Origin of the sequence: Pseudomonas sp. R32 (assembly GCF_009866705.1) — a bacterium.
GTDB classification, from domain to species: domain Bacteria; phylum Pseudomonadota; class Gammaproteobacteria; order Pseudomonadales; family Pseudomonadaceae; genus Aquipseudomonas; species Aquipseudomonas donghuensis.
Map to the genome: position 1 here is coordinate 4,008,229 of NZ_CP019396.1, position 21,331 is coordinate 4,029,559.

Annotated in this window: 21 protein-coding genes and 1 pseudogene; 9 read left to right on the forward strand and 13 right to left on the reverse strand. The window is 63.3% G+C overall.

Features of this window, described 5'->3' with window-relative positions:
* Window positions 1-46: 46 nt before the first annotated feature.
* Window positions 47-1,742 (reverse strand): annotated as a pseudogene (locus tag PspR32_RS18525) (DEAD/DEAH box helicase).
* Window positions 1,743-2,064: 322 nt separating this feature from the next.
* Entirely contained in the window at window positions 2,065-2,820 is a 756-nt protein-coding gene (locus tag PspR32_RS18530) for a spermidine synthase (protein WP_159388998.1), read from the reverse strand.
* A gap of 129 nt (window positions 2,821-2,949) precedes the next feature.
* On the opposite strand from PspR32_RS18530, the gene PspR32_RS18535 reads away from it, so the two are divergent.
* Window positions 2,950-4,296: a class II 3-deoxy-7-phosphoheptulonate synthase gene (locus tag PspR32_RS18535; RefSeq protein WP_010226298.1), complete on the forward strand. Its 1,347-nt coding sequence runs from the start codon at window positions 2,950-2,952 to the stop codon at window positions 4,294-4,296.
* On the opposite strand, the gene PspR32_RS18540 is transcribed toward PspR32_RS18535, so the two are convergent.
* Both PspR32_RS18540 and PspR32_RS18545 read right to left on the reverse strand, forming a co-directional pair.
* Complete coding sequence (locus PspR32_RS18540) at window positions 4,277-5,518, reverse strand: winged helix-turn-helix domain-containing protein (RefSeq protein WP_159388999.1); 1,242 nt, start codon at window positions 5,516-5,518, stop codon at window positions 4,277-4,279. The genes PspR32_RS18535 and PspR32_RS18540 overlap by 20 nt on opposite strands.
* Window positions 5,519-5,576: 58 nt before the next feature.
* Window positions 5,577-5,807 carry a DUF1127 domain-containing protein gene (locus PspR32_RS18545; protein WP_010226301.1) on the reverse strand — a complete coding sequence of 77 codons (231 nt, stop codon included), beginning with the start codon at window positions 5,805-5,807 and terminating at the stop codon, window positions 5,577-5,579.
* Window positions 5,808-5,904: 97 nt separating this feature from the next.
* Here PspR32_RS18545 and PspR32_RS18550 point away from each other — a divergent pair, with 97 nt between their 5' ends.
* A complete protein-coding gene (locus tag PspR32_RS18550; RefSeq protein WP_010226302.1) occupies window positions 5,905-6,759 on the forward strand; it encodes a LysR family transcriptional regulator in 855 nt (284 codons plus the stop codon).
* Here the strand turns inward: PspR32_RS18550 and PspR32_RS18555 are convergent.
* Complete coding sequence (locus PspR32_RS18555) at window positions 6,749-7,498, reverse strand: sulfite exporter TauE/SafE family protein (RefSeq protein ID WP_010226303.1); 750 nt, start codon at window positions 7,496-7,498, stop codon at window positions 6,749-6,751. The genes PspR32_RS18550 and PspR32_RS18555 overlap by 11 nt on opposite strands.
* 109 nt (window positions 7,499-7,607) lie before the next feature.
* Here PspR32_RS18555 and PspR32_RS18560 point away from each other — a divergent pair, with 109 nt between their 5' ends.
* The 3 genes from PspR32_RS18560 (at window position 7,608) to PspR32_RS18570 (ending at window position 9,637) form a co-directional block, all read left to right on the forward strand.
* A complete protein-coding gene (locus tag PspR32_RS18560) occupies window positions 7,608-8,564 on the forward strand; it encodes a LysR family transcriptional regulator (protein ID WP_010226304.1) in 957 nt (318 codons plus the stop codon).
* Between the two features lie 56 nt (window positions 8,565-8,620).
* Window positions 8,621-9,082 carry a MarR family winged helix-turn-helix transcriptional regulator gene (locus PspR32_RS18565; RefSeq protein WP_010226305.1) on the forward strand — a complete coding sequence of 154 codons (462 nt, stop codon included), beginning with the start codon at window positions 8,621-8,623 and terminating at the stop codon, window positions 9,080-9,082.
* Window positions 9,083-9,208: 126 nt separating this feature from the next.
* On the forward strand, window positions 9,209-9,637 hold the full coding sequence (locus PspR32_RS18570) for an organic hydroperoxide resistance protein (RefSeq protein ID WP_010226306.1): 429 nt from the start codon (window positions 9,209-9,211) through the stop codon (window positions 9,635-9,637).
* A 61-nt stretch (window positions 9,638-9,698) separates the two neighbouring features.
* Here PspR32_RS18570 and efp read toward each other — a convergent pair whose 3' ends face one another.
* Window positions 9,699-10,268 (reverse strand): elongation factor P, encoded by a 570-nt coding sequence (gene efp, locus PspR32_RS18575; protein WP_010226307.1) that lies wholly within the window; start codon window positions 10,266-10,268, stop codon window positions 9,699-9,701.
* A gap of 48 nt (window positions 10,269-10,316) precedes the next feature.
* Window positions 10,317-11,450, reverse strand: a complete 1,134-nt coding sequence (gene earP / locus PspR32_RS18580) for an elongation factor P maturation arginine rhamnosyltransferase EarP (protein ID WP_159389000.1) — start codon at window positions 11,448-11,450, stop codon at window positions 10,317-10,319.
* A gap of 122 nt (window positions 11,451-11,572) precedes the next feature.
* Here earP and PspR32_RS18585 point away from each other — a divergent pair, with 122 nt between their 5' ends.
* Window positions 11,573-11,959, forward strand: coding sequence for a hypothetical protein (locus tag PspR32_RS18585; protein WP_159389001.1), 387 nt, complete (start codon window positions 11,573-11,575; stop codon window positions 11,957-11,959).
* A gap of 4 nt (window positions 11,960-11,963) precedes the next feature.
* Window positions 11,964-12,446, forward strand: coding sequence for a transcription elongation factor GreAB (locus PspR32_RS18590; protein ID WP_159389002.1), 483 nt, complete (start codon window positions 11,964-11,966; stop codon window positions 12,444-12,446).
* Between the two features lie 23 nt (window positions 12,447-12,469).
* Here PspR32_RS18590 and PspR32_RS18595 read toward each other — a convergent pair whose 3' ends face one another.
* Window positions 12,470-13,408: a LysR family transcriptional regulator gene (locus PspR32_RS18595; protein WP_159389405.1), complete on the reverse strand. Its 939-nt coding sequence runs from the start codon at window positions 13,406-13,408 to the stop codon at window positions 12,470-12,472.
* A gap of 117 nt (window positions 13,409-13,525) precedes the next feature.
* On the opposite strand from PspR32_RS18595, the gene PspR32_RS18600 reads away from it, so the two are divergent.
* Entirely contained in the window at window positions 13,526-14,275 is a 750-nt protein-coding gene (locus PspR32_RS18600; RefSeq protein WP_010226313.1) for a 3-oxoacyl-ACP reductase family protein, read from the forward strand.
* A gap of 6 nt (window positions 14,276-14,281) precedes the next feature.
* Here the strand turns inward: PspR32_RS18600 and PspR32_RS18605 are convergent, their stop codons facing one another.
* The gene (locus PspR32_RS18605) at window positions 14,282-15,169 is read right to left on the reverse strand and encodes a LysR family transcriptional regulator (RefSeq protein WP_100782060.1); all 888 of its coding nucleotides are present in this window, start codon (window positions 15,167-15,169) and stop codon (window positions 14,282-14,284) included.
* A gap of 106 nt (window positions 15,170-15,275) precedes the next feature.
* On the opposite strand from PspR32_RS18605, the gene PspR32_RS18610 reads away from it, so the two are divergent.
* The gene (locus PspR32_RS18610) at window positions 15,276-16,469 is read left to right on the forward strand and encodes an MFS transporter (protein ID WP_036996509.1); all 1,194 of its coding nucleotides are present in this window, start codon (window positions 15,276-15,278) and stop codon (window positions 16,467-16,469) included.
* Here PspR32_RS18610 and PspR32_RS18615 read toward each other — a convergent pair.
* Genes PspR32_RS18615 through PspR32_RS18630 form a run of 4 tightly spaced genes read right to left on the reverse strand, consistent with a single transcriptional unit; the run spans window position 16,466 to window position 21,280 of the window.
* A complete protein-coding gene (locus tag PspR32_RS18615; protein WP_442966899.1) occupies window positions 16,466-17,806 on the reverse strand; it encodes a TolC family outer membrane protein in 1,341 nt (446 codons plus the stop codon). The two genes, PspR32_RS18610 and PspR32_RS18615, sit on opposite strands and share 4 nt — an antisense overlap.
* Before the next feature lie 12 nt (window positions 17,807-17,818).
* Complete coding sequence (locus tag PspR32_RS18620; protein WP_010226317.1) at window positions 17,819-19,117, reverse strand: HlyD family type I secretion periplasmic adaptor subunit; 1,299 nt, start codon at window positions 19,115-19,117, stop codon at window positions 17,819-17,821.
* Window positions 19,114-20,856, reverse strand: a complete 1,743-nt coding sequence (locus PspR32_RS18625) for a type I secretion system permease/ATPase (RefSeq protein WP_159389003.1) — start codon at window positions 20,854-20,856, stop codon at window positions 19,114-19,116. The genes PspR32_RS18620 and PspR32_RS18625 overlap by 4 nt, the downstream gene beginning before the upstream one ends.
* A gap of 46 nt (window positions 20,857-20,902) precedes the next feature.
* Window positions 20,903-21,280, reverse strand: a complete 378-nt coding sequence (locus PspR32_RS18630; protein ID WP_036996512.1) for an AprI/Inh family metalloprotease inhibitor — start codon at window positions 21,278-21,280, stop codon at window positions 20,903-20,905.
* Window positions 21,281-21,331 lie beyond the last annotated feature (51 nt).

Genomic DNA, 21,331 nt, shown 5'->3' on the forward strand with positions numbered 1-21,331 from the left:
AAAAAAAATCCCCGAACCAGTCGGGGATTTTTTTATCGCTCGCGGATCAGTCTTCGCGGTAACGGCGCAGCTTCAGCTGCTTGCCGGCAACACGAGTGTCCTTGAGCTTGGTCAGCAGACGCTCCAGGCCTTCTTCCGGCAGCTCGACCAGGCTGAAGCTGTCGCGCACCTGGATGCGGCCGATGGCTTCGCGGGCCAGGCCGCCTTCGTTGAGGATGGCGCCCAGCAGGTTCTTGGCGGCGATACCGTCACGCGCGCCCAGCGCGGTACGGCAGCGAGCACGACCTTCGCCCAGCGGCATCGGTGCACGACGCTCACGCTCGCCACGCTCTGGACGATCGCCAGTGCGCTCACGCGGGGTGTAGGTCGGAACCAGCGGCTGCTCTTTCTCGACGGCTTCCAGGGTCAGGGCCTGACCGTTGGTAGCCTTGCGCAGCAGGGCAGCGGCCAGGGCACGCGGGCTGCAACCGATGTCGGCAGTCAGGCGATCAAGCAGATCACCGTGGGTCGACTCAGCATCGGCAACCAACGGCGCCAGGCTGTTGGTCAGCTTCTTGATGCGGGCATCGAGAACGGCCTGAGCGTTCGGCAGGCGAACTTCGGCAACTTTCTGACCGGTCACACGCTCGATCACCTGCAGCATGCGACGCTCGCGCGGGGTAACCAGCAGCAGCGCACGGCCTTCACGACCCGCACGGCCGGTACGGCCGATACGGTGAACGTAGGACTCAGGGTCATACGGCATGTCGACGTTGAACACGTGAGTGATGCGCGGTACGTCCAGGCCACGGGCAGCGACGTCGGTGGCGACGACGATGTCCAGACGGCCATCCTTGAGCGAGTCGATCACGCGCTCACGCTGGTTCTGGGCAATGTCACCGTTCAGCGCAGCGGCTTTGTAGCCTTTGGCTTCCAGGGCGCTGGCCAGGTCCAGGGTGGCTTGCTTGGTCCGCACGAAGGCGATCAGCGCGTCGAACTCTTCCACTTCCAGCAGGCGCAGGACAGCGGAAACCTTCTGGTCGGCGTGGACCATCAGGTGGGCTTGTTCGATGGCGGTGACGGTCTGGGTCTTGCTCTGGATCTTGACGTGCTTCGGCTCGCGCAGGTGGCGCTCGGCGATGGCACGGATCGAAGCAGGCAGGGTGGCCGAGAACAGCACGGTCTGACGGCTTTCCGGCATGGCCTTGAAGATCACTTCGAGGTCATCCATGAAGCCCAGTTTGAGCATTTCGTCGGCTTCGTCGAGCACCAGGTGGTTGACGGTCGCCAGGACCTTCTCGTCGCGACGCAGGTGGTCGCACAGACGGCCCGGGGTAGCAACGACGATTTGCGCGCCGTTACGGATAGCTTTCAGTTGTGGGCCCATCGGGGCACCACCGTACACGGCCACCACGGTTACGCCCGGCATCTGCTTGGCGTAGGTTTCGAAAGCGGTGGCTACTTGCAGCGCCAACTCACGGGTTGGCGCCAGGATCAGGGCTTGCGGCTCGCGCTTGCTCGGGTCGATGCGGTGCAGGATTGGCAGAGCGAAGGCAGCGGTTTTACCGGTACCGGTCTGCGCCTGACCGATCATGTCGTGACCAGCGAGAATAATCGGGATCGATTGCTGCTGAATGGCGGACGGCTCTTCGTAGCCGGTAGCCAGCACTGCAGCAACAATGCTCGGATGAAGTTCGAGAGCGGCGAAGCCGCCGGTTTCCTGGGTCATGGGTCTGCCTCTAAGTGCATCCGCAAAGACCCATGCTCCAAAGCTGCACATGCCTTGTAAGACCCGAAGGTCACCCTGGCAGCTTTGTCGGCGGGGATTTGCGAAAACGATTGAAGAAAAAAAGGAACGTCAAGGAGAGTCCGCGGGGCGGACGCGCAGCCGAAGCTGGCTTCGGGGAATTGCACTACCTTAAACGAGGTCCGGTGAAAGACCGGCGCGTACTATACCTGAATTCGCAATTCACGGGAGTTTTTTTTAATCAAACACGCCAGCGCCAGGCCACGCCAAGGCGGGCCCGGGAAGATAACCGCACCGGCGGCTGAATCGATTTTCTGCCAGTGACCCAGTGACGCGCCTCAGGACGCCGGGCGGATCGCGCCGATCAGCGGTTGCAACGAGTAGCCCAGTTGTGGCGCCAGCGCCTCGGCCCTGGCGGTGAGGCCGGGCAGATCGAGCTGCTGCTCAAGGTCCGCCGGCACCATGAGGATGACGTTACCCTCCTTGACCGGCAGTTCCCAGTAATGACGATGGTAGAGCCCGCGCAACAACGCAGCGCCCAACGGCTTGCCGTCATCGCTGGCCCATTGGTTGATCACCAGCCAGCCACCGGGATTCAGACGCTTCTGGCAATCCTCCAGAAAACGCCAGGCCAGGTGCGCAACACCCGGGCCATGATCGGTGTACAGGTCGACGAAAATCAGGTCAGCGGACTCGGCGGTTTCCAGCAGCTCCATCGCATCGCCAATGCGGATATAAAGGCGCGGATCATCATCCAGGCCCATGTATTCGATGGCCAGGCGCGGCACATCCGGGCGCAGTTCGATGGCTTCGACGTCTTCCAGCGGCAGGAACTTGAGGCACGCCTGGGTCAGGGTACCGGCCCCCAGGCCCAGAAACAGCGCGCTCTCGGGTTCGGGGTGGGCCAGCGCGCCAATCAGCATGGCCCGGGTGTAGTCGTACTCCAGCCAGCTCGGGTCGGCGGTGAACACACAGCTCTGCTCGATCGCCTCGCCAAATTCGAGAAAGCGATAGTCATCGACTTCCAGCACGCTGATGGTGCCGTACTGATCGTGGACCTGGGCCAGCAGCCGCTCTACCCGTTCCTCTGTCATGCTGTCTCCCGGCAGGCGCCGCTGTACCAAGCAAAAACCGCCATTGTCCGTCAATGGCGCCAGTGCAACAAGGTACGTGGCACCTGTTAACATGGCAGACAGCCCTTTTCCGACCAGATCGAGCCCGTGATGAACCACCCCTGGAGTCCTGACAGCTGGCGCGCCCTGCCGATCCAGCAACAACCGAGCTACCCCGATGCCGCGCACCTGCTCAAGGTCGAGCAGACCCTGGCCAGCTACCCGCCGCTGGTCTTTGCCGGCGAGGCCCGGGAACTGCGCCGTCAGTTCGCCGAGGTCACCCAGGGCCGCGCGTTCCTGCTGCAAGGCGGCGATTGCGCCGAGAGTTTCGCCGAGTTCTCGGCAGCCAAGATTCGTGACACCTTCAAGGTGCTGCTGCAAATGGCCATTGTCATGACCTTTGCCGCCGGTTGCCCGGTGGTCAAGGTAGGGCGCATGGCCGGGCAGTTCGCCAAGCCGCGCTCGGCAGGCGATGAAACCATTGACGGCGTCACCCTGCCGGCCTACCGCGGCGACATCGTCAACGGCATCGGCTTCGATGAAAAGAGCCGGATCCCGGACCCGGAGCGCCTGCTGCAGGCCTACCACCAGTCCACTGCCAGCCTCAATCTGCTGCGCGCCTTTGCCCAGGGCGGTTTCGCCGACCTGCATCAGGTACACAAGTGGAACCTGGACTTCATCGCCAACTCGGCGCTGGCAGAAAAGTACAGCCAGCTGGCTGACCGCATCGACGAAACCCTGGCCTTCATGCGCGCCTGCGGCCTGGACAGCTCGCCGCAGTTGCGCGAAACCAGCTTCTTCACCGCCCACGAAGCGCTGCTGCTGAACTATGAAGAAGCCTTCGTCCGTCGCGACAGCCTGACCAACGACTATTACGACTGCTCGGCGCACATGCTCTGGATCGGCGACCGCACCCGCCAGCTCGATGGCGCCCATGTCGAGTTCCTGCGCGGGGTGAACAACCCGATCGGGGTCAAGGTCGGCCCGAGCATGAACAGCGAAGAGCTGATTCGCCTGATCGACGTGCTCAACCCGGACAACGACCCCGGCCGCCTCAACCTGATCGTGCGCATGGGGGCGAACAAGGTCGGCGAACATCTGCCGGCCCTGATCCGCAACGTCGAGCGCGAAGGGCGCCAGGTGCTGTGGAGCTGCGACCCGATGCACGCCAACACCATCAAGGCCAGCAGCGGTTACAAGACCCGCGATTTCGCCCAGATCCTCAGCGAGGTCAAGCAGTTCTTCCAGGTCCATCAGGCCGAAGGCAGCCATGCCGGGGGGATTCATATCGAAATGACCGGGCAGAACGTCACCGAGTGCATCGGCGGCGCCCGGCCAATCACCGAAGACGCCCTCTCCGACCGCTACCACACCCATTGCGACCCGCGGATGAACGCCGATCAGTCACTGGAGCTGGCCTTCCTGATTGCCGAAACCCTCAAGCAGGTACGTCGCTGAGGTCACTGCGTGCCAGCGCCTCGCGCAAGCGTGCGGCGCTGGCACGCGGGCAGTTCAACTGCACCTCGGCCAGGCCCAGCCAGGCGGCCATGCGCTGCAGGCTTTCAGCCAGGGCCTGCATGCCCGCCTCATCCAGCCCCGCCTGTTCTTCATGCACCGCGTGTACCGCCAGGCAATCGTTAGCGCGCTCGGCACGCAGGTCGACCCGTGCGGCAATGCGTTCGTTGTGCAGGAACGGCAGCACGTAATAGCCATACACCCGCTTGTGCGCAGGCGTGTAGATCTCCAACCGGTAGCGGAAATCAAACAGACGCTCGGTGCGCTCCCGCTCCCAGACCAGCGAGTCAAAGGGCGAAAGCAAGGCGCTGCTGCTCACCTTGCGTGGCACCCGTGGCGAACCCAGGCAGTATGCCGCTTGCGTCCAGCCCTGCACCGCACAGGCCTGCAATGCGCCCTCCTCGACCAACTCGGCCAGCCGTGCGCGGCTATCGCCGGGGGCCAGGCGAAAGTAGTCTCGCAGGTCCTTCTCGGCAGCCACCCCCAACGCACCCGCGGCATGCAGTAACAGTCCGCGTTGCGCGTCGGCCTCATTCATTGGCGGTTGCTCAAGCAATGCCGCCGGCAGCACCCGCTCGGGTAAATCGTACAGGCGCTCGAAACCGCGCCTACCGGCGACATTGACCAATCCCGCGGCAAACAGCCACTCCAGCGCGTGCTTTTCAGCGCTCCAGTCCCACCACGGGCCGGCACGCTCCTGGCGGGTCGACAGGCTGCCCGCGCCCAGAGCGCCCTGTTCGGTCACCGCCGCCAGCACCCGGGCGATGGTCGCTTGCTGCTCGCGGCCAAAGCGCGCCAGCTGTTGATAGATGCCCTGGCCCTGACGCGCACGGTCCATGCGCCAGCGCAGCAACGGGTACAGCGAAAGCGGCAGCAGCGAGGCCTCATGACCCCAATACTCGAAGAGTTTGCGTTGACGGTTGCGGCCCCAGGCCAGTTGATCAAGCAGCGCCTGTGGATAACTGCCAAGACGGGAAAACAGCGGAAGGTAGTGGGAGCGTACCAGGGCATTGACCGAGTCGATCTGCACCACCCCCAGGCGTTCGATCATCCGCTGCAGCTGCGCGGCCCCCATCGACGCGCTTGTCTGGCGAGTGTTGAAGCCTTGTGCCGACAGTGCCAGGCGGCGCGCCTGGGCCAGGGAAAGGGACTGTGTGGTGGGCATGCCCGGCTCCTTGTGAACAAGCCCACTTACACTAGTCGTGGCACCTCGATGATGCGACTCATTTTTTCAGTGGATCCTCCCAGAATGGCCGCTCCACCTCGCGCAGGATATCCGCCCGACTAAGACCGATATCGTCCAGTGCCGCATCGCTCAGGCGCGCCAGTTCGCGGCGCTCGCGGTGCAGTTGGCGCCAACGCATCAGCCGTTGGGCCGCGACGTGGGTGAGCTGGTAAAACCAGCTGTGCTGGGACGTTGAGTACTGCAGAACAAGCGATTTCTGACCTTTCATCGTCTTACCCTCCTGTTGGGATGACGACAGTGTCAGGTCCGGCATAAGATCAATCTAACGAATGTTTCTTATGTAATACATCTAGGAGATTGATGCCTTGTCCCAGTACCAGAGTATCGATTCCGACGTGCTGCGCACCTTCGTCGCCATTGCCGAACACGGCGGCTTCACCCGTGCTGGCGAAGTGGTCAATCGTACCCAGTCGGCGGTGAGCATGCAGATGAAGCGCCTGGAGGAGGACATCATCCAGCGCCAGCTGTTCGAGCGCGATGGCCGCCAGGTGCGCCTGACTGCCGAGGGCCAGGTGCTGCTCGGCTACGCCCGGCGCATCCTCAAGCTGCACGGCGAGGTGTTCAATACCCTGCGCATGCCGCACATGGTCGGGGTGGTGCGCATCGGTACGCCGGACGACTACGCCATGCGCTTTTTGCCGGGCATCCTGTCCAGTTTCGCCCAGGCCTACCCGTTGGTTCAGGTCGAAGTGCACTGCGAAAGCTCGCGGCAGTTGATGCAACGCCAGGATCTGGACCTGACCATCATCACCCGCGAACCGGGCAACGAAATCGGCCAGTTGCTGCGCCGCGAGCGCGCAGTGTGGGTGCAAGCCCGGGGCTTCTGCCCGCATGAGCACAACCCTCTGCCGCTGGCGATGTTCAACTGCGATTGCTATTGCCGGACCTGGGCCTGCAATGCCCTGGATGCCATCGAGAAGGAGTACCGGATCGCCTACACCAGCGCTAGCACCGCGGCGATCATGGCCGTGGTCAGTGCCGGCCTGGCGGTCACCGCGCAGTTGCAGAGCCTGATCACCAGCGACCTGCAGATCATTGGCGAAGCCGAAGGCCTGCCACCCTTGCCCACCGCCAGCATCATGCTGCTGCGCAATCGCACCACGCAGTCGGAAATGACCGACTGCCTGGCCGACTACATCATCGAAGGCTTCAGATCTTGAAGGCCAGCATCACCGCACAGAGCACCAGAAACCCACAGAACAGTGAACGCAGGACTCTTTCCGGCAGGGCGTGAGCCAGTTTCACACCCCAGCTGATGCTCAGCAGGCCACCGATAGCCAGCGGGATGCCCATGCTCCACTGCACATGCTGATGCACGCCGTAAGTCAGCAAGGTGACGGCAGTACTGGGGGCTGCCAGGGCCAGTGACAACCCCTGGGCAACCACCTGGGTGGTGCCGAACACGCTGGTCAGCACCGGGGTCGCCACCACTGCCCCACCGACCCCGAACAAGCCGCCCAGCACCCCGGCGCCGCTGCCCAGCACGCCCAGCCACGGCCAGGGCTGGCGCAGCTCGCTGGACGGCTGCGCCGTACGCATGAACATCCGCGCCAGGTTCCAGGCGGCCAGCGCCACCAAGAACAGCACAAAGCCAAAGCGCATGGCCTGGGCATCCACACCCACCGCCCAGATCGAACCGAGCCAGGCGAAAACAAAGCTGGTCGCGGCCAGCGGCAAGGCATGTTTGAGTTCGATGCGATTTCGCTGGTGATACCGCCACAGCGCCAGCAGCACATTCGGTACCACCATCACCAGCGCGGTGCCTTGGGCCAGTTGCTGGTCGAGGCCGAACAACACCCCCAGCGCCGGAATCGCGATCAGCCCGCCACCGATGCCGAACAACCCGCCCACCGTGCCCAGTGCCGCGCCCAGCGCTATGTACATCGCCCACTCGATCATTGCCGTCTCTCTGAAATACCAATCGGTGCATGCTACCGAGCTGGTGCTAGCGGGGAAACGCACAGCAACGCACAATGGCTATGCTATTTACGCAAAAGCAGACTGCAGCATGAACCCCGATGCCCTGACCGAACAACTCAGCCTGTTTCTTGATGTACTGGAAACCGGCAGCTTCTCCGCCACCGCCCGACGCCATCCGTTGACGCCTTCGGCGGTGGCGCGGCGTATCGACACCCTGGAAAACGCGGTCGGCAGCCGCCTGTTCGTGCGCAGCACCCATGCGGTACGGCCGACCCCGGCGGGTAATGCCTTTGCCGAACGCGCCCGCAGGATTGTCGAAGAGCTGCGCCTGGCCCGCGCTGAAGCGGTATCGCTGAGCAACGCCCCGGAAGGCCTGATCCGCATCGACGCCCCGGCCGCCTTTGGCCGCCGCCACCTGGCCCCGGCCATCGCCGACTTTCTGGTGGCCTATCCGGGGCTGGATGTGCAACTGCGCCTGATCGACAGCTTCGTCGACCTGCACGGCTCGCACCTGGGCGAAGTCGACCTGGTGTTGCGCGCAGGGCCCCTGGCCGATACCCGCCTGGTGGCCACACCGCTGGCCTACATGGTCCGCATTGCCTGCGCCAGCCCCGCTTACCTGGCCCAGCGCGGCATTCCCGCCAGCCCCGCTGAATTACCCGAACACCACGGCCTGGACTGGGACGGCCTGGCCCCGCCCTTCGCCTGGCGCTTCGCGGTCGAGGGGCAGATGCGCCTGTATCGCCCCACCCGCATGCGCATGAGTGCCAACAACGCCGAAACCCTGTTGTTCGGCGCCCTGGCAGGCCTGGGCATTGCCCACCTGCCCACCTGGCTGATCAGCGAATACCTGCTGCGTGGCGAATTGCTGCCGCTATTCTGTGACAACGGCCTGCCCAGCGCCGAAAGCAGCGGCATCTATGCCCTGCGCCTGGAACATGAAACGAACTCTCGCAGCCGTTTGCTGCTCGAATTCCTCAAGCACCGCTTCAGCCCGATCCCGCCGTGGGACCTGGCGCTGCAAAGCGAGCTGCGCTGGCAGTAAGTGCGCTAATGACCTGCGTGCTAAATTTAAAGGACCCAACCCATTGAAGGATGTGCATGAACGCCGACCCTAAAGCGCCTGTTCCTTGCGACGAACTGCTCCTGGACAACCAGGTGTGCTTTGCCCTGCACTCGACTTCGTTGCTGATGACCAAGGTCTACAAACCGCTGCTGCACAAACTCGGGCTGACTTATCCACAGTACCTGGCAATGCTGGTGCTGTGGGAACAGGACGGTTTGACCGTCGGAGAGATCAGCCAGCGCCTGCTGACCGATCCGGGTTCTCTGACACCGTTGCTCAAACGCCTGGAAGCCGAAGGCCTGCTCAAGCGCAGCCGCAGCCGCGAAGATGAACGGGTGGTGCTGGTGCAACTGAGCGATCAGGGCCGAGCCCTGCAAGCCCGGGCCAAAGACGTGCCCCACTGCATTCTGGCCGCCAGCGGCGAGAACCTCGAACGCCTGCAACAGCTGCAGGCCGATTTGCTGGAACTGCGCGCCAACCTGCAAAAAAACCTCTGAGCGCTATGCTGAGAAATGACCGTTGGTAGGTCAGCCGAAAATTATCTTGCGCACTAAATAATTGCGCGCTAATTTAATTCCCGTACCCACTCAGCGCCGCGGCGCAACCCACAAGCGAGGCTCATCATGCAAAAGGTCACTCCGCTGTACATTGCCCAAGCCAAATCCACCGGTGGCCGCGACGGCAGTTCGCGCTCCAGCGACGGCAAGCTGGAAGTCAAGCTGAGCACCCCCAAAGAACTGGGCGGCGCAGGTGGCGACGGCACCAACCCCGAGCAACTGTTTGCCGCCGGCTACTCGGCCTGCTTTATCGGCGCCCTGAAGTTCGTTGCCGGCCAGCAGAAAAAGGCCCTGCCAGCCGAGAGCTCGATCACTGCCAAGGTTGGTATTGGCCAGATTCCGGGTGGCTTCGGTCTGGATATCGACCTGAACATCGACCTGCCGGGGCTGGAACAGGCTGAGGCAGAGCAACTGGTTGAAGCTGCCCACCAGGTTTGCCCGTACTCCAATGCCACCCGTGGCAACGTCGATGTACGCTTGCATGTCACTGTCTGAGCGATAAAACACCAGGCATAAAAAAACCCGGCCAAGGCCGGGTTTTTCATGGGCGCAAGAATTACTTCTTGGAACGGCCCTTGAAGCTGTTGTCGCGGGTGTCGATATCGATCCACTCGTCGATCTGGATGAAGTCAGCAACGCTGATTTCAGTGCCGTTTTTCAGCTTGGCAGGTTTCATGACCTTGCCCGAGGTGTCGCCGCGAGCAGCGTTCTCGGTGTAGACAACCTGACGGCTGATGGTGGTCGGCAGTTCTACCGATACCAGGCGGCCTTCGAAGAATACGGCTTCGCAGACGTCTTCCATGCCTTCTTCGATGTACGGCAGAACGGCCTCGATGTCTTCGGCGTTCAGTTCGTACATGGTGTAGTCGGTGGTGTCCATGAAGGTGAACGAGTCACCGCTGATAAACGACAGGGTCGCTTCTTTGCGATCCAGGATCACGTCGTCCAGCTTGTCGTCCGCACCGTAAACGGTCTCGGTCTTGTAGCCGGTCAGCAGGTTCTTCAGCTTGGTCTTCATGATCGCGCTGTTACGGCCCGACTTGGTGAATTCAGTTTTCTGAACCAGCCACGGGTCGTTGTCGATCCGCAGTACGGTACCGGGTTTCAGCTCTTTACCAGTTTTCATTGCGAGATATCCGAATTTGGATGGATTTACAAAAATCGAGGCCGCATATCATAGCCAATTTCGGTAAAACTGTACCAGCGCCGTGGCAAGGTCCGGCTGAGCGGCTTGCACCGCGCTCCAGCGGCGGGCGTGCTGGTCCAGCTCGTCCCAGTGCGCCAGCACCTGTTGCCAGGCCTGGCCCATGTCGTTGTCCATGTTCCAGGCACGCCACAATTGTACCAGCGCGGCCCCGGCGGGCGCGGACAATCCCTGGATGTACAGATCGAGAAACGCTTCGAGTTTTTCCCAGTGGGCATACTCTTCCTGCACATAGATATGCCAGAGCAGCGGCCGTGCGGCCCATTGCGCGCGGACGAACGAATCTTCGCCACGCACCGCGTTGAAATCGCAGCACCAGAGCAGCCGGTCGTAATCGTCCTGGCTGACGAAAGGCAGGATCTGCACGGTCAAGGCACCGCGCCGGGCAATGCTGCCTACGCTCAGCGCCTGCTCGCCGAGCCAGGCCTGAACGTCGCCCAGCACCCGGCCTTCGGGCACCAGCAGGTGATTGGCGCGGCAGTCGGCAGCCAGGGCATCCAGCCAGCTGGCGACGCCGGGGTTTTCGTAGGCGAACAGCGAAATCAGCCGGGCATTGCGTTCTGGCGTTACACCTAGCCCCTGCAGAAACGCCTTGCGTGCGGCCGGGTCCTGCTCAAACGCCTGGCGACGTGGCAGCAAGCTCGCCTCACGCAGCAAGCCGCCGGTCTTGGCGGTAAAGCCTGGGAAGAAAAACACCTTGCGCAAGCCATTGGCCTGGGGCGACGGCAAGCCATGGCAACCTTCGACCCAGTCTTCAGCGCTGAGGTAGTCCAGGTTCAACCACAATGGCGCACGGGGTTGTTCGAGCATGGCCTGCACATAGGCAGGCGGTAGCTGACAGGCGAAAGCGCCAATCACCACATCAGCTACCGAAGTGTTCTGCCAATCGGAAGGCCATTGGCGCACATCCACGCCCTGCTGCCATTGCTGGGCGACGTCGGCCTGGGCTTCGGGGCAGATACGCACGAACGCCTTCAGGTCATCCACCCACAGGCGCACCGCCAGGCCCTGCTCGGCCACCAGTTGCCGGGCCAGGCGCCAGGTCACGCCGATGTCGCCGTAGTTATCGACGACACAACAGAAGATGTCCCACCGCGCTTTCATCGCTGGCCCCTTGGAAAAAGCGCCGATTGTCCGGGTAAATCATCACTGACAAAAGCGTGGCACGAAAAAAATCCGTTGCACCGTGCGACAATGGCAACCCGTGTCCTGGCCAGGAGGCCATCATGCCCCGCCCTCGCGAATTGAAGATCACCCTAAAACCCCTGCAACTGATCCTGTGCATTGCGCTAGGCCTGTGGCTTGGCGCTGTGGCTATTGCCCTGAGCCTGTGGCTGGCCGGGCGCCTGCTGCCAGCGACGGTGCAGCCGATCGGCCAGGTGCTGGCGCCGCCAGCCACGGCGCCGGCGTCGCCGGAGACAGCCGACTCGCAAAAGCAGATGTTCGAGCAATACAAACAGATCCTGCGCAACCAGCAAGTACAGCAGGCCGAAGAGCAGGCGCAAGGCAGCCTGCGCAATCTGTCCAACCCCAAATGCCAGTTCTGGCTGCAACAGAACCGCACCGCGCCGACCGAAAAAAGCCGTGCCCTCGTTCTTGAATTCTGCAGCTGAGCCCATGACCAAAGCCGACCTGCTGCAACGCATCATCGATACCCTGAGCTTTGATCTGGATGTCGCCCAGCGCGCCGCGCAAACCGCCTATGAAGCGGCCACCGCCGAAGAGAACATCGCCGAGAACAAGTACGACACCCTGGGCCTTGAAGCGTCGTACCTGGCCACCGGGCAAGCCCGGCGCATGGAGGAAATCCGCCAGGCGCGGGCGGCGTACCAGCACTTGTTGCTGCGCGACTATGACCCGCAACGCGGGATCCAGGTCAGCAACCTGGTGACCCTCGAGGCCGAAAACGGCACTTGCCAGCAGCTGTTTCTAGGGCCCGAAGGCGCCGGGCTGAAGATTGGCCAGGGGGCGCAACTGGTCACGGTGATCACCCCGCGCTCGCCACTGGGGCAACGTTTGATCGGCAAGGTTGAAGAGGATGAGGTGAGCCTGGTGCTCGGCGGGGTATGCCAGAGTTATTACATCCTTAAAGTGCTGTGATCGGCAAGGCTGCGCAGCCCCCTTCACAAGGAACCCAACGCATCAAACCGCTGCGCCAACCCCTGCCGGGCAAACTGCTCGATGACAAAATCGACAAACGCCCGGGTCTTGCCCGGTAGCAATTTGTGCTCGGTGTAGTACAGCGAGATATTGCCGTCGTCCACATACCAGTCCGGCAACACCCGCAGCAGCCGGCCAGCCTGCAGGTACGGCACGGCGAACGGCATGCTCACCAGCGCCACGCCCAGGCCCTGCTCCGCCGCCGCACAGGCTGCCTCCGAGTCACTCATGGTCATGCGCAAACGCAAGCTCAAAGGGCTCTGCTCCCGCTCGCGGCTGGTCAACGGCCAGGAACGTACCCGCCCGGTCTGCGGAGAACGAATGAGGATGCCGTCCAGCGCGTGCAAATCGGCGGGCTGGGTAATGGGCGGATGCTGCTGCAAGTACGTCGGCGCCGCCACCAGAATCCGGTGCGCCGGGGTCAGCTTGCGCGCCACCACGCCCTGGGGCAGGTCGAAGCCACCGCCAATGGCCGCATCAAAGCCCTGGCCAATCAGGTCGACCTGACGGTTATCGAAATGCCAGTCAGGGCTGATTGCCGGATAGCGCCGCAGGAACTCGGCCAGCAGCGGCACGATGTACAAGCGGCCGAACACCGTGCCCATGCTCACCCTCAGGGTGCCGGCCGGTTGCCCTTCGGCACTGGCCAGGTTAGCCACGGCGTACTGGATGGTCTGAAAACTCGCCGCCACCTCGCCGAGAAAGCGCTGCCCGGCCTCGGTCAGGGTCAAGCGCCGGGTACTGCGCTGAAACAAGCGCACGCCCAGGCGCGCCTCCAGCCGGGCGACGTTCTTGCCCACCGCCGCCGGGGTCAGGCTCAGGCGCCGCGCCGCTTCGGCAAAGCTGCCGACTTCGGCGCTGCGGACAAAACACTCGATGCTGCTGAAGGATTCCATACCGATGATTCCATACTTCTGGTTTACACAGACTATAGCGATTACTGGCTACCGACAGGGTAATCAGCGGCCGATACTGAGCCCCATCCAAGGCATCCAGCCTTGTTCTTTCGGGAGCACAGCATGTCGACCCAATCCAGCCTCCACGGCAAAGTAGCCCTGATCCAGGGCGGTTCGCGCGGTATCGGCGCCGCCATCGTCAAACGCCTGGCCGCCGAAGGCGCCAGTGTCGCCTTCACCTATGCCAACGCCACGGCCCAGGCCGACGCCCTGCAACAGAGCATCATCGCCGCCGGCGGCAAGGCCCTGGCCATCAAGGCCGACAGTGCCGATGCCAGCGCTGTGCAGCAGGCGGTGCAAAGCACTGTTGAAGCGTTCGGTCGCCTGGATATTCTGGTCAACAATGCCGGGGTTCTGGCGGTGGGGCCGCTTGCGGACTTCAGCCTGGAGGACTTCGACCGCACCCTGGCGGTGAACGTGCGCAGCGTCTTCGTGGCCACGCAAGCGGCCGTCCGGCACATGGGCCAGGGCGGGCGGATCATCAACATCGGCAGCACCAATGCCGAACGCATGCCCTTCGCCGGTGGCGGCCCTTATGCCATGAGCAAATCGGCGTTGGTCGGCCTGACTCGCGGCCTGGCCCGTGACCTCGGGCCGCTGGGCATCACCATCAACAATGTCCAGCCGGGCCCGGTGGACACCGACATGAACCCGGCCCAAGGCGAATTCGCCGAAAGCCTGATGGGCTTGATGGCCGTGGGTCGCTACGGTCATGTCGACGAGATTGCCAGCTTCGTCGCCTACCTGGCCGGCCCCGAGGCAGCCTACATTACCGGTGCCAGCCTGAGCATCGACGGCGGCTTCGCGGCCTGAGGCGGGTCAATGGCCATCCCTGACCGCCAGGCGCTGTTCAATCAGCTGGGCAAAGGCCCTGGCGGCCGGGGTCGGGTGCATCGACCAGATCGCATACACGTGACGCACCGGCGCATCCTCGATTGCCACCGACATCACGCCGTTGAAGCTGTTGGCAATTCGCGCCGGCACCAGGCCGATGGCAAGGCCGCGTTTGGCAAACTTCTCCACCAGGCGGATATTGGTCACCTCGAACTGCACCCGATGACGCACGCCGGCGGCGGCAAAGGCCTCGTCGGTTTGCCGGCGGGCGCCGCTACCGGCCGGAAAATCCACCAGTGGCTGGGCCTGGAGATCAACCAGAGACAAGCGCGCGGCACCCGCCAAGGGATGCTCGACGGCCATGACCGCCACCAGTTCCTCTTCGGCCAGCAGGCGGTACTCGACGCCGTCCAGCCGCTCGCCCGGCCAAACCCCGATAAAGCCCACGTCCAGGCGCCGTTCGCGCACATCGGCAATGAGCAACTCGCTCTTGGCCATCAGCCAGCGGATATCCACCAACGGGTGCTGAGCATGAAAATCGGCCAGCAGATCGACCAGGTCAAGTTCGGTCAGCGAGGTGATCTCGCCGATGGACAATTGCCCGCGTACTTCGCCACAGGCCGCGGCGACATCTTCGGCAATCCGCCGGGTGGCTTCCAGCGCTGGCCGGGCACTCTGCGCGAAGGCTTCGCCCGCCGGCGTCAGGCGCACGCGCCGCGAGCTACGCTCGAACAGGCTGACGCCGAGGGTTTCTTCCAGCCTGGCAATCTGGTGGCTCAAGGCCGACTGCACCACATGGCAGCGCTCGGCGGCACGGGTAAAGCTACCGGTGTCGACCACCGCCAGGGCATATTCAATCTGCTTGAGGTTCATGGATTGATCTATTTTCAAGATGGATAGAATGAAAACGATACATTGGCGTCATGCTAGCGTATTTCCGATACTGTCACTTCCCAACTGCCACTGATCGAGACGGTCCATGACCTCTTCCAGCCACACCCTGAGCCGCGGCCTGATTCTGCTGATGGCGACCGCCACGGGCCTTGCCGTCGCCAGCAACTATTACGCCCAACCCTTGCTGCACAGCATCGCCGAGCACTTCGGCCTGACCACCGCCAGCGCCGGGGCCATCGTCATCGCCGCACAGCTGAGCTACGGCGCCGGCCTGTTGTTGCTGGCCCCTCTGGGCGACCTGTTCGAACAGCGCAAACTGATCGTCAGCATGATCGCCATCAGCACCCTGGGCCTGCTGATCAGCGCCTTTTCGCCCAGCCTGGCATGGCTGCTGATCGGCACCACCCTCACCGGCCTGTTCTCGGTAGTCGCTCAGGTGCTGGTGCCGATGGCCGCCGGCCTCAGTGATCCAGCGCAGCGCGGGCGAGTCGTCGGCACGCTGATGAGCGGGTTGCTGCTGGGCATCCTGCTGGCGCGCACCGCAGCCGGCTTCATGGCCGAACTGGGCAGCTGGCGCAGCATCTACCTGCTGGCTGCGGCGTTGATGGGGCTGTCGGCGATCGCCTTGTTCCGCGCCCTGCCCGAGCGTCATCAGCACGCCGGGCTCAGCTATCCAGCGCTGCTCGGCTCGGTGTTCCGCCTGTTCGTTGACGAGCCGATCCTGCGCTTGCGCTCGTTGCTGGGCCTGTTGTCGTTTAGTTTGTTTGCCCTGTTCTGGACCCCGCTGGCGTTTCTCTTGTCGGCCGAGCCCTACCATTTCTCTGACGCCGTGATCGGACTGTTCGGCCTGGCTGGTGCCGCCGGTGCCCTGTCGGCCAACTGGGCCGGGCGCCTGGCCGACCGTGGCAAAGGCCCGCTGGGCACCACGGTAGGCTTGCTGGCCTTGCTGCTCTCATGGGTGCCGCTGGCCTATGCACAGTCGTCGCTGGCGGCACTGTTGCTCGGTGTGCTGTTGCTCGACCTGGCGGTTCAACTGGTGCACGTGAGCAACCAGAATGCCGTGATTGCCCTGCGCCCGGAAGCCCGCAACCGCCTGAATGCCGGCTACATCACCTGCTACTTCATCGGCGGTGCACTCGGCTCGCTGCTCGGTACGCAACTGTTCCAGCGCTACGGCTGGGACGGTATTGTCATCGCCGGTCTGAGCATCGGCGCCCTGGCCTTGCTGGTCTGGGGCCTGGCCGAACGCCAGCGCGCCGTGCGCCTGCGTACCGCCTAACGGCGTACAAAGGCCTCATCGACCCGGGCCAGGTGCTCTTCGCGCAGGGTCCCGGCGTAGTAATGCAGCTTGACCCAGGCCAGCAGGTAGTCGTAGCGGGCCTGGGCCAGGTCGCGGCGGGTGGTCGCCAACTGCTGCTCGGCATTGAGCACATCGAGGTTGACCCGCTCCCCCCCCAGCACGCTCTGGCGGGTCGACTGTACCAACGCCTCGGCCGAGGTCAGCGCCCGCTGATAGGCGCGCAGGCGGCTGACGCCCGACTGGCAGGCGTTGTACTGGCGGCGCAACTCGATCAGGGTTGCCCGGGTGTTGCCGTCCAGTTCGTATTCGGCCTGCTCCAGGTTGCGGCTGGCCTGACGGGTGGCCGCCGACACCCCGCCACCGGCAAACAACGGCAGGCTGACTTCGATGCCGATGGTGTTGGTGTCGTAGCGCTGGTTGTAGGTGTTGCCACTGTCAGACTGCATTTGCCGCGATGTAGCGTAGGCGGTGACTTTGGGCAGGTGCCCGGCACGGTTGCGTTCCACTTCGTATTCGGCCACCTCCAGGGCCTGGCGCTGGGATGCCAGTTGCGGGTTATTGGCCAGCGCCAGCTCATGCCAGGCCTCATAGGTCGCCGGTTGCAGCGCCAGCAAGGCAAAGCCGTCGTTGAGCGGCGCCAGTTCGTCGATGCGTGCCGAGGGTTCGCCGATCAATGCCCCCAGCTCACGCAAGGCGGCGTCCTGATCGTTGCGCGCCTGGATCTCCTCGGCGTCGGCCAGCTCAAAGCGGGCCTGGGCTTCGAGAATATCGGTACGGGTACCCTCGCCCTGCTGGAACAGTTGCTGGTTCTGCTGGAACTGCTGTTGATACGCCTGCTTGCTGGCTACGCTGATGCTGATCTGGTCTTGCGCAAACAGCGCCTGGGTATAGCTGGTCATTACCCGCACCAGCAACTCCTGGCTCTTGTCGCGAAACGCCTCGTCGGCGAACAGCGCCTGGGCCACGCCCTTGCGGTAGCTGGTGTAGGCTTCGTAGTCGAGCAAGGGCTGCTGGAGGATGAAGCTCGAGCCATAGCTGTTGTAGTGACGGTCTTCATCCTCGCGCCGCGAGTCGCCCAGGTAGCGGGCCTTGGAATCGTTGCGGCCCTTGTTGTAGTTGTACGACAGGTTCGGCAGCAAACCGGCGCGGCCAATGGCGCGGTTTTCCTGCCCGGCTTCGCGGGCCTTGAGCGCGCCAAGGAACACCGGGTCCTTGCGCAGCGCCTGCTCATACACCTGAAACGGCCCCATGGCCTGCGCGCCCGCCCCTGTTGTCAGGGCGAACGCCGCCAGCAGCCCGGTCATCAAGCTTTTCATGCACGGGCTTCCTTATTGTTCGGTCAACGCAGTGCCTGCCCGATCGAGCAGGGGTTTGAACAGGTAATTGAGCATCGAGCGCTCGCCGGTGCGCACGAACAGTTCGGCCGGCATTCCCGGTTTGATCACCAGGCCGTCAAGGCGCGCCAGTGCCTGTTCGCTGACCGTGCTGCGTAGCACGTAGTACGGCTGGCCGGTCTTGTCATCGAGCAACTGGTCGGCGGAAATCAGCGCCACCTCGCCCGCTACCCGCGGCGTGCTGCTCTGGTTAAAGGCCGTGAAAAGGATATCCACAGGCAGCTGTACCGCGACTTTATCCACAAGGTTGACCGGCAAGCGCCCTTCGACCTCGAGGGCAGTGCCCTGGGGCACCACCTCCAGCAGGGTTTCTCCGGCACGCACCACCGCACCTTCGGTATGCACGCCCAGGTTGACCGCGATGCCATCGGCCGGGGCGAGAATTTCGCTGTGCTGCAAGTCGAAACCGGCCGAGGTCAGTTGCTGCTCCAGGGTGACGCTTTTCAACTGCGCTTCCGCCAGTTGGCTACGCACTTCCTTCTGATACTCCTCACGACGCTGTTGCAGGTTCAGCCGCGACTCGACGATGCCCTGCTCCAACCGCGCACTGTCGCCGTTGTTCTGCGCCAGGTCGCGCTGGACCTGGGACAACTGACGCTGATACTCCAGCAAGCGGTTGCGCGGGATATAGCCCTGGCTGGCCAACGGCTTGAGGTTCTCCAGTTGTTCGCGCAGTGAATCGGCCTGGGCCTGCAGGTCGCCACGGGCGCGGCGCATGCCTGCCAACTGGGCGACCGCACCGTCGATACTGGCGGTCAGCCCGGCCTGCTCGCGGGCCTGGGCGTCGCGGCGGCTGCTGAACAACTGCCGCTGGCTTTCAAGCACCAGGCTCAACTGCGGGTCGGGGTCGGCGCTGAGTTCTGCCGGGAAGACGACTTCGCCGAGGTTATCGCGCTCGCTCTGCCAGCGTGCCAGGCTGGCCCATGCCACCCGGTACTGGGCCTGCAGCGACTGCACGTCAGCCTGGACCTGGGTCTGGTCCAAGCGAAACAGTGGCTGCCCCTGCTTAACCCGTTGGCCTTCACTGACCAGGATGCGGCTTACCACGCCGCCGGCCAGGGACTGCACCGCCTTGCGCTTGCCCGAGACCACCACCGTGCCTTGCACGGCAATGCCCTGATCAAGCGGCGCCAGGGTTGCCCAGGCGATAAAACCGCCAAAGCCGACCAGGGTCAGCAACCAGCCGAGGCGTACATAAAAGCGTGCACTGCGGCTTTTATCGACCTGGCTCATGCGCCACCTCCGGTTGCCAATGCGGCATTGGCCGGTTGGCGCTGAGCCTGCTCCTGGGCCCGGCTCAGGGCCTGCATGACGTCATGCGCCGGCCCAAATGCCTGCATCCGGCCCTCGCTGAGTACCAGCAGCTTGTCGGCCTGGGCCAGCGCGGCCGAGCGATGGGTAACCAGCACCACGGTGCGGCCCCGGGCTTTCATTTGCGCAATGGCGGTAGCCAGCGCCGCCTCGCCACTGGTGTCGAGGTTGGAATTGGGTTCGTCGAGCACGATCAGGCTCGGCCCACCGTACAGGGCACGAGCCAGGGCGATGCGCTGCTTCTGCCCGCCGGAAAGATCGCCGCCGTCTTCGCCCAGGCGGGTGTCGTAGCCTTGCGGCAAGCGCAAAATCAGCTCGTGCACACCGGCTTGACGCGCCGCCTCGACCACCTTGTGGCCGTCCAGTTCGGCAAAGCGGGCAATGTTCTCGGCAATGCTGCCGCGCAGCAGTTCGATGTTCTGTGGCAGGTAACCGATGTGCGGGCCCAGGGCCTCGCGATCCCAACGGTGCAGGTCGGCGCCGTCCAGGCGCACGGTACCGGCCAGCGTCGGCCAGACGCCGACCAGCACCTTGGCCAGGGTCGACTTGCCCGAGCCGGAGGTACCCAGTACCCCGAGCACTTCACCGGCACTCAGGTTGAAGCTGATCTGCTGCAGGGTTGCCACGCGCTTGCCTGGCGGCCCGGCACTGACCTGCTCGAAGCTCAGGCGCCCGCTTGGCGCAGGCAAGGCCATCGGTGCCGGCGGCTCGGGAAACTCGCGCAGCAGGCCGTCCAGACGCTGATAGGCCATATGCGCCCCGCTCCACTGCTTCCACACGGCAATCAACTGATCGATGGGGCTGAGCACCCGGCCCATGAGGATGGACCCGGCGATCATCATGCCCGGGGTCATCTGCCCCTCGATCACCAGCAAGGCGCCCAGCCCCAGCACCAGCGACTGCAGGCACAGGCGCAGCGACTTGCTGATCGCGGTGATCACCGCCGAGGTATCACTGGCCTGGTTCTGCAAGGTCAGAAAACGCGAATGCAAGGCGAACCAGCGCTGGCGCAACGCTGCGAGCATGCCCATGGCCTGGATGCTCTCGGCGTTTTGCAACTGACTGCTGGCCAGGTGCGTGGACTGCTGCTGGAAACCGCTGGCTTCAACCAGCGGCTTGTGGGTCAGGCGTTCGTTGAGGATTGCCAGGGCAATCAGCAACAACGCACCAGCGCAGGCCATGACACCCAGCCAGACGTTGAACAGAAAGATCACCGCCAGGTAAATCGGAAACCAGGGGGCATCGAAGAAAGCGAACAACGCGGGACCGGTGACAAATTGCCTCACCTGCGTCAGGTCATTGAGCGATTGCCCTGCCTGTCCGTCGCCCCGGCGCAAGTTACGCTCAAAGGCCGCCCGATAGACATTCAGGTTAAAGCCCTGTTCCAGTTGGTTGCCGACCCGAATAACAATGAAACTGCGGATCGCTTCCAGTGCACCAATAAACACAAAGAAGCCGACCACCATCAACGTCAACATCCACAGGGTTGTTTCGTTTTGCGAAGACAGTACCCGATCATACACTTGCAGCATATAAATCGAGGGCACCAGCATGAGTAGGTTAATCAACGCGGTAAAACAACCCACACTCAGAAGCGTGGACGTGTGATCGGCCAGTGCTGCCCACAAGGGCGCACCGGCTTTATGAGTCGGCCTGTTCATTGTCCGCCTTTCTATCCCTGAAAAATCGGCAATCGCCTACAAGGTTTTATTCTTTACTCTTACGTTCCAACAACAGTGTCTCGCCGGACGCGGAAGTCCACTTGAACATACCGGGCTTATAACGGTTGAAGTGCACCAATGCGCTGCCGCTGCCATCCAGCAAGGCCAGGGTATCGGGGGTTGGCAACCAGCCGCTGGGGCGCTTGCCTATCAGCACTTCTACGCATTGCAGATCACCGCGCAAGGTTTGCGTTACATCCAGGTACAGCTCGCAACCTGCAGCCCGATCGGCTTCGGGGTAAAGCGTCCAGTCACCGGCCAGTTGTGCGGGAGTGGGGAGTAGCAGGCTGCTTGCCATACCGACCTCGGTCATCAACATCAGGGGAACCGCGCCGAGCGCGATCATTCGCTTGAGAGCCATCATCTGCCTGTAATCCTCTCAGAAGAAGCGGCGCTTGCGCGCCGCCCTTCCAGG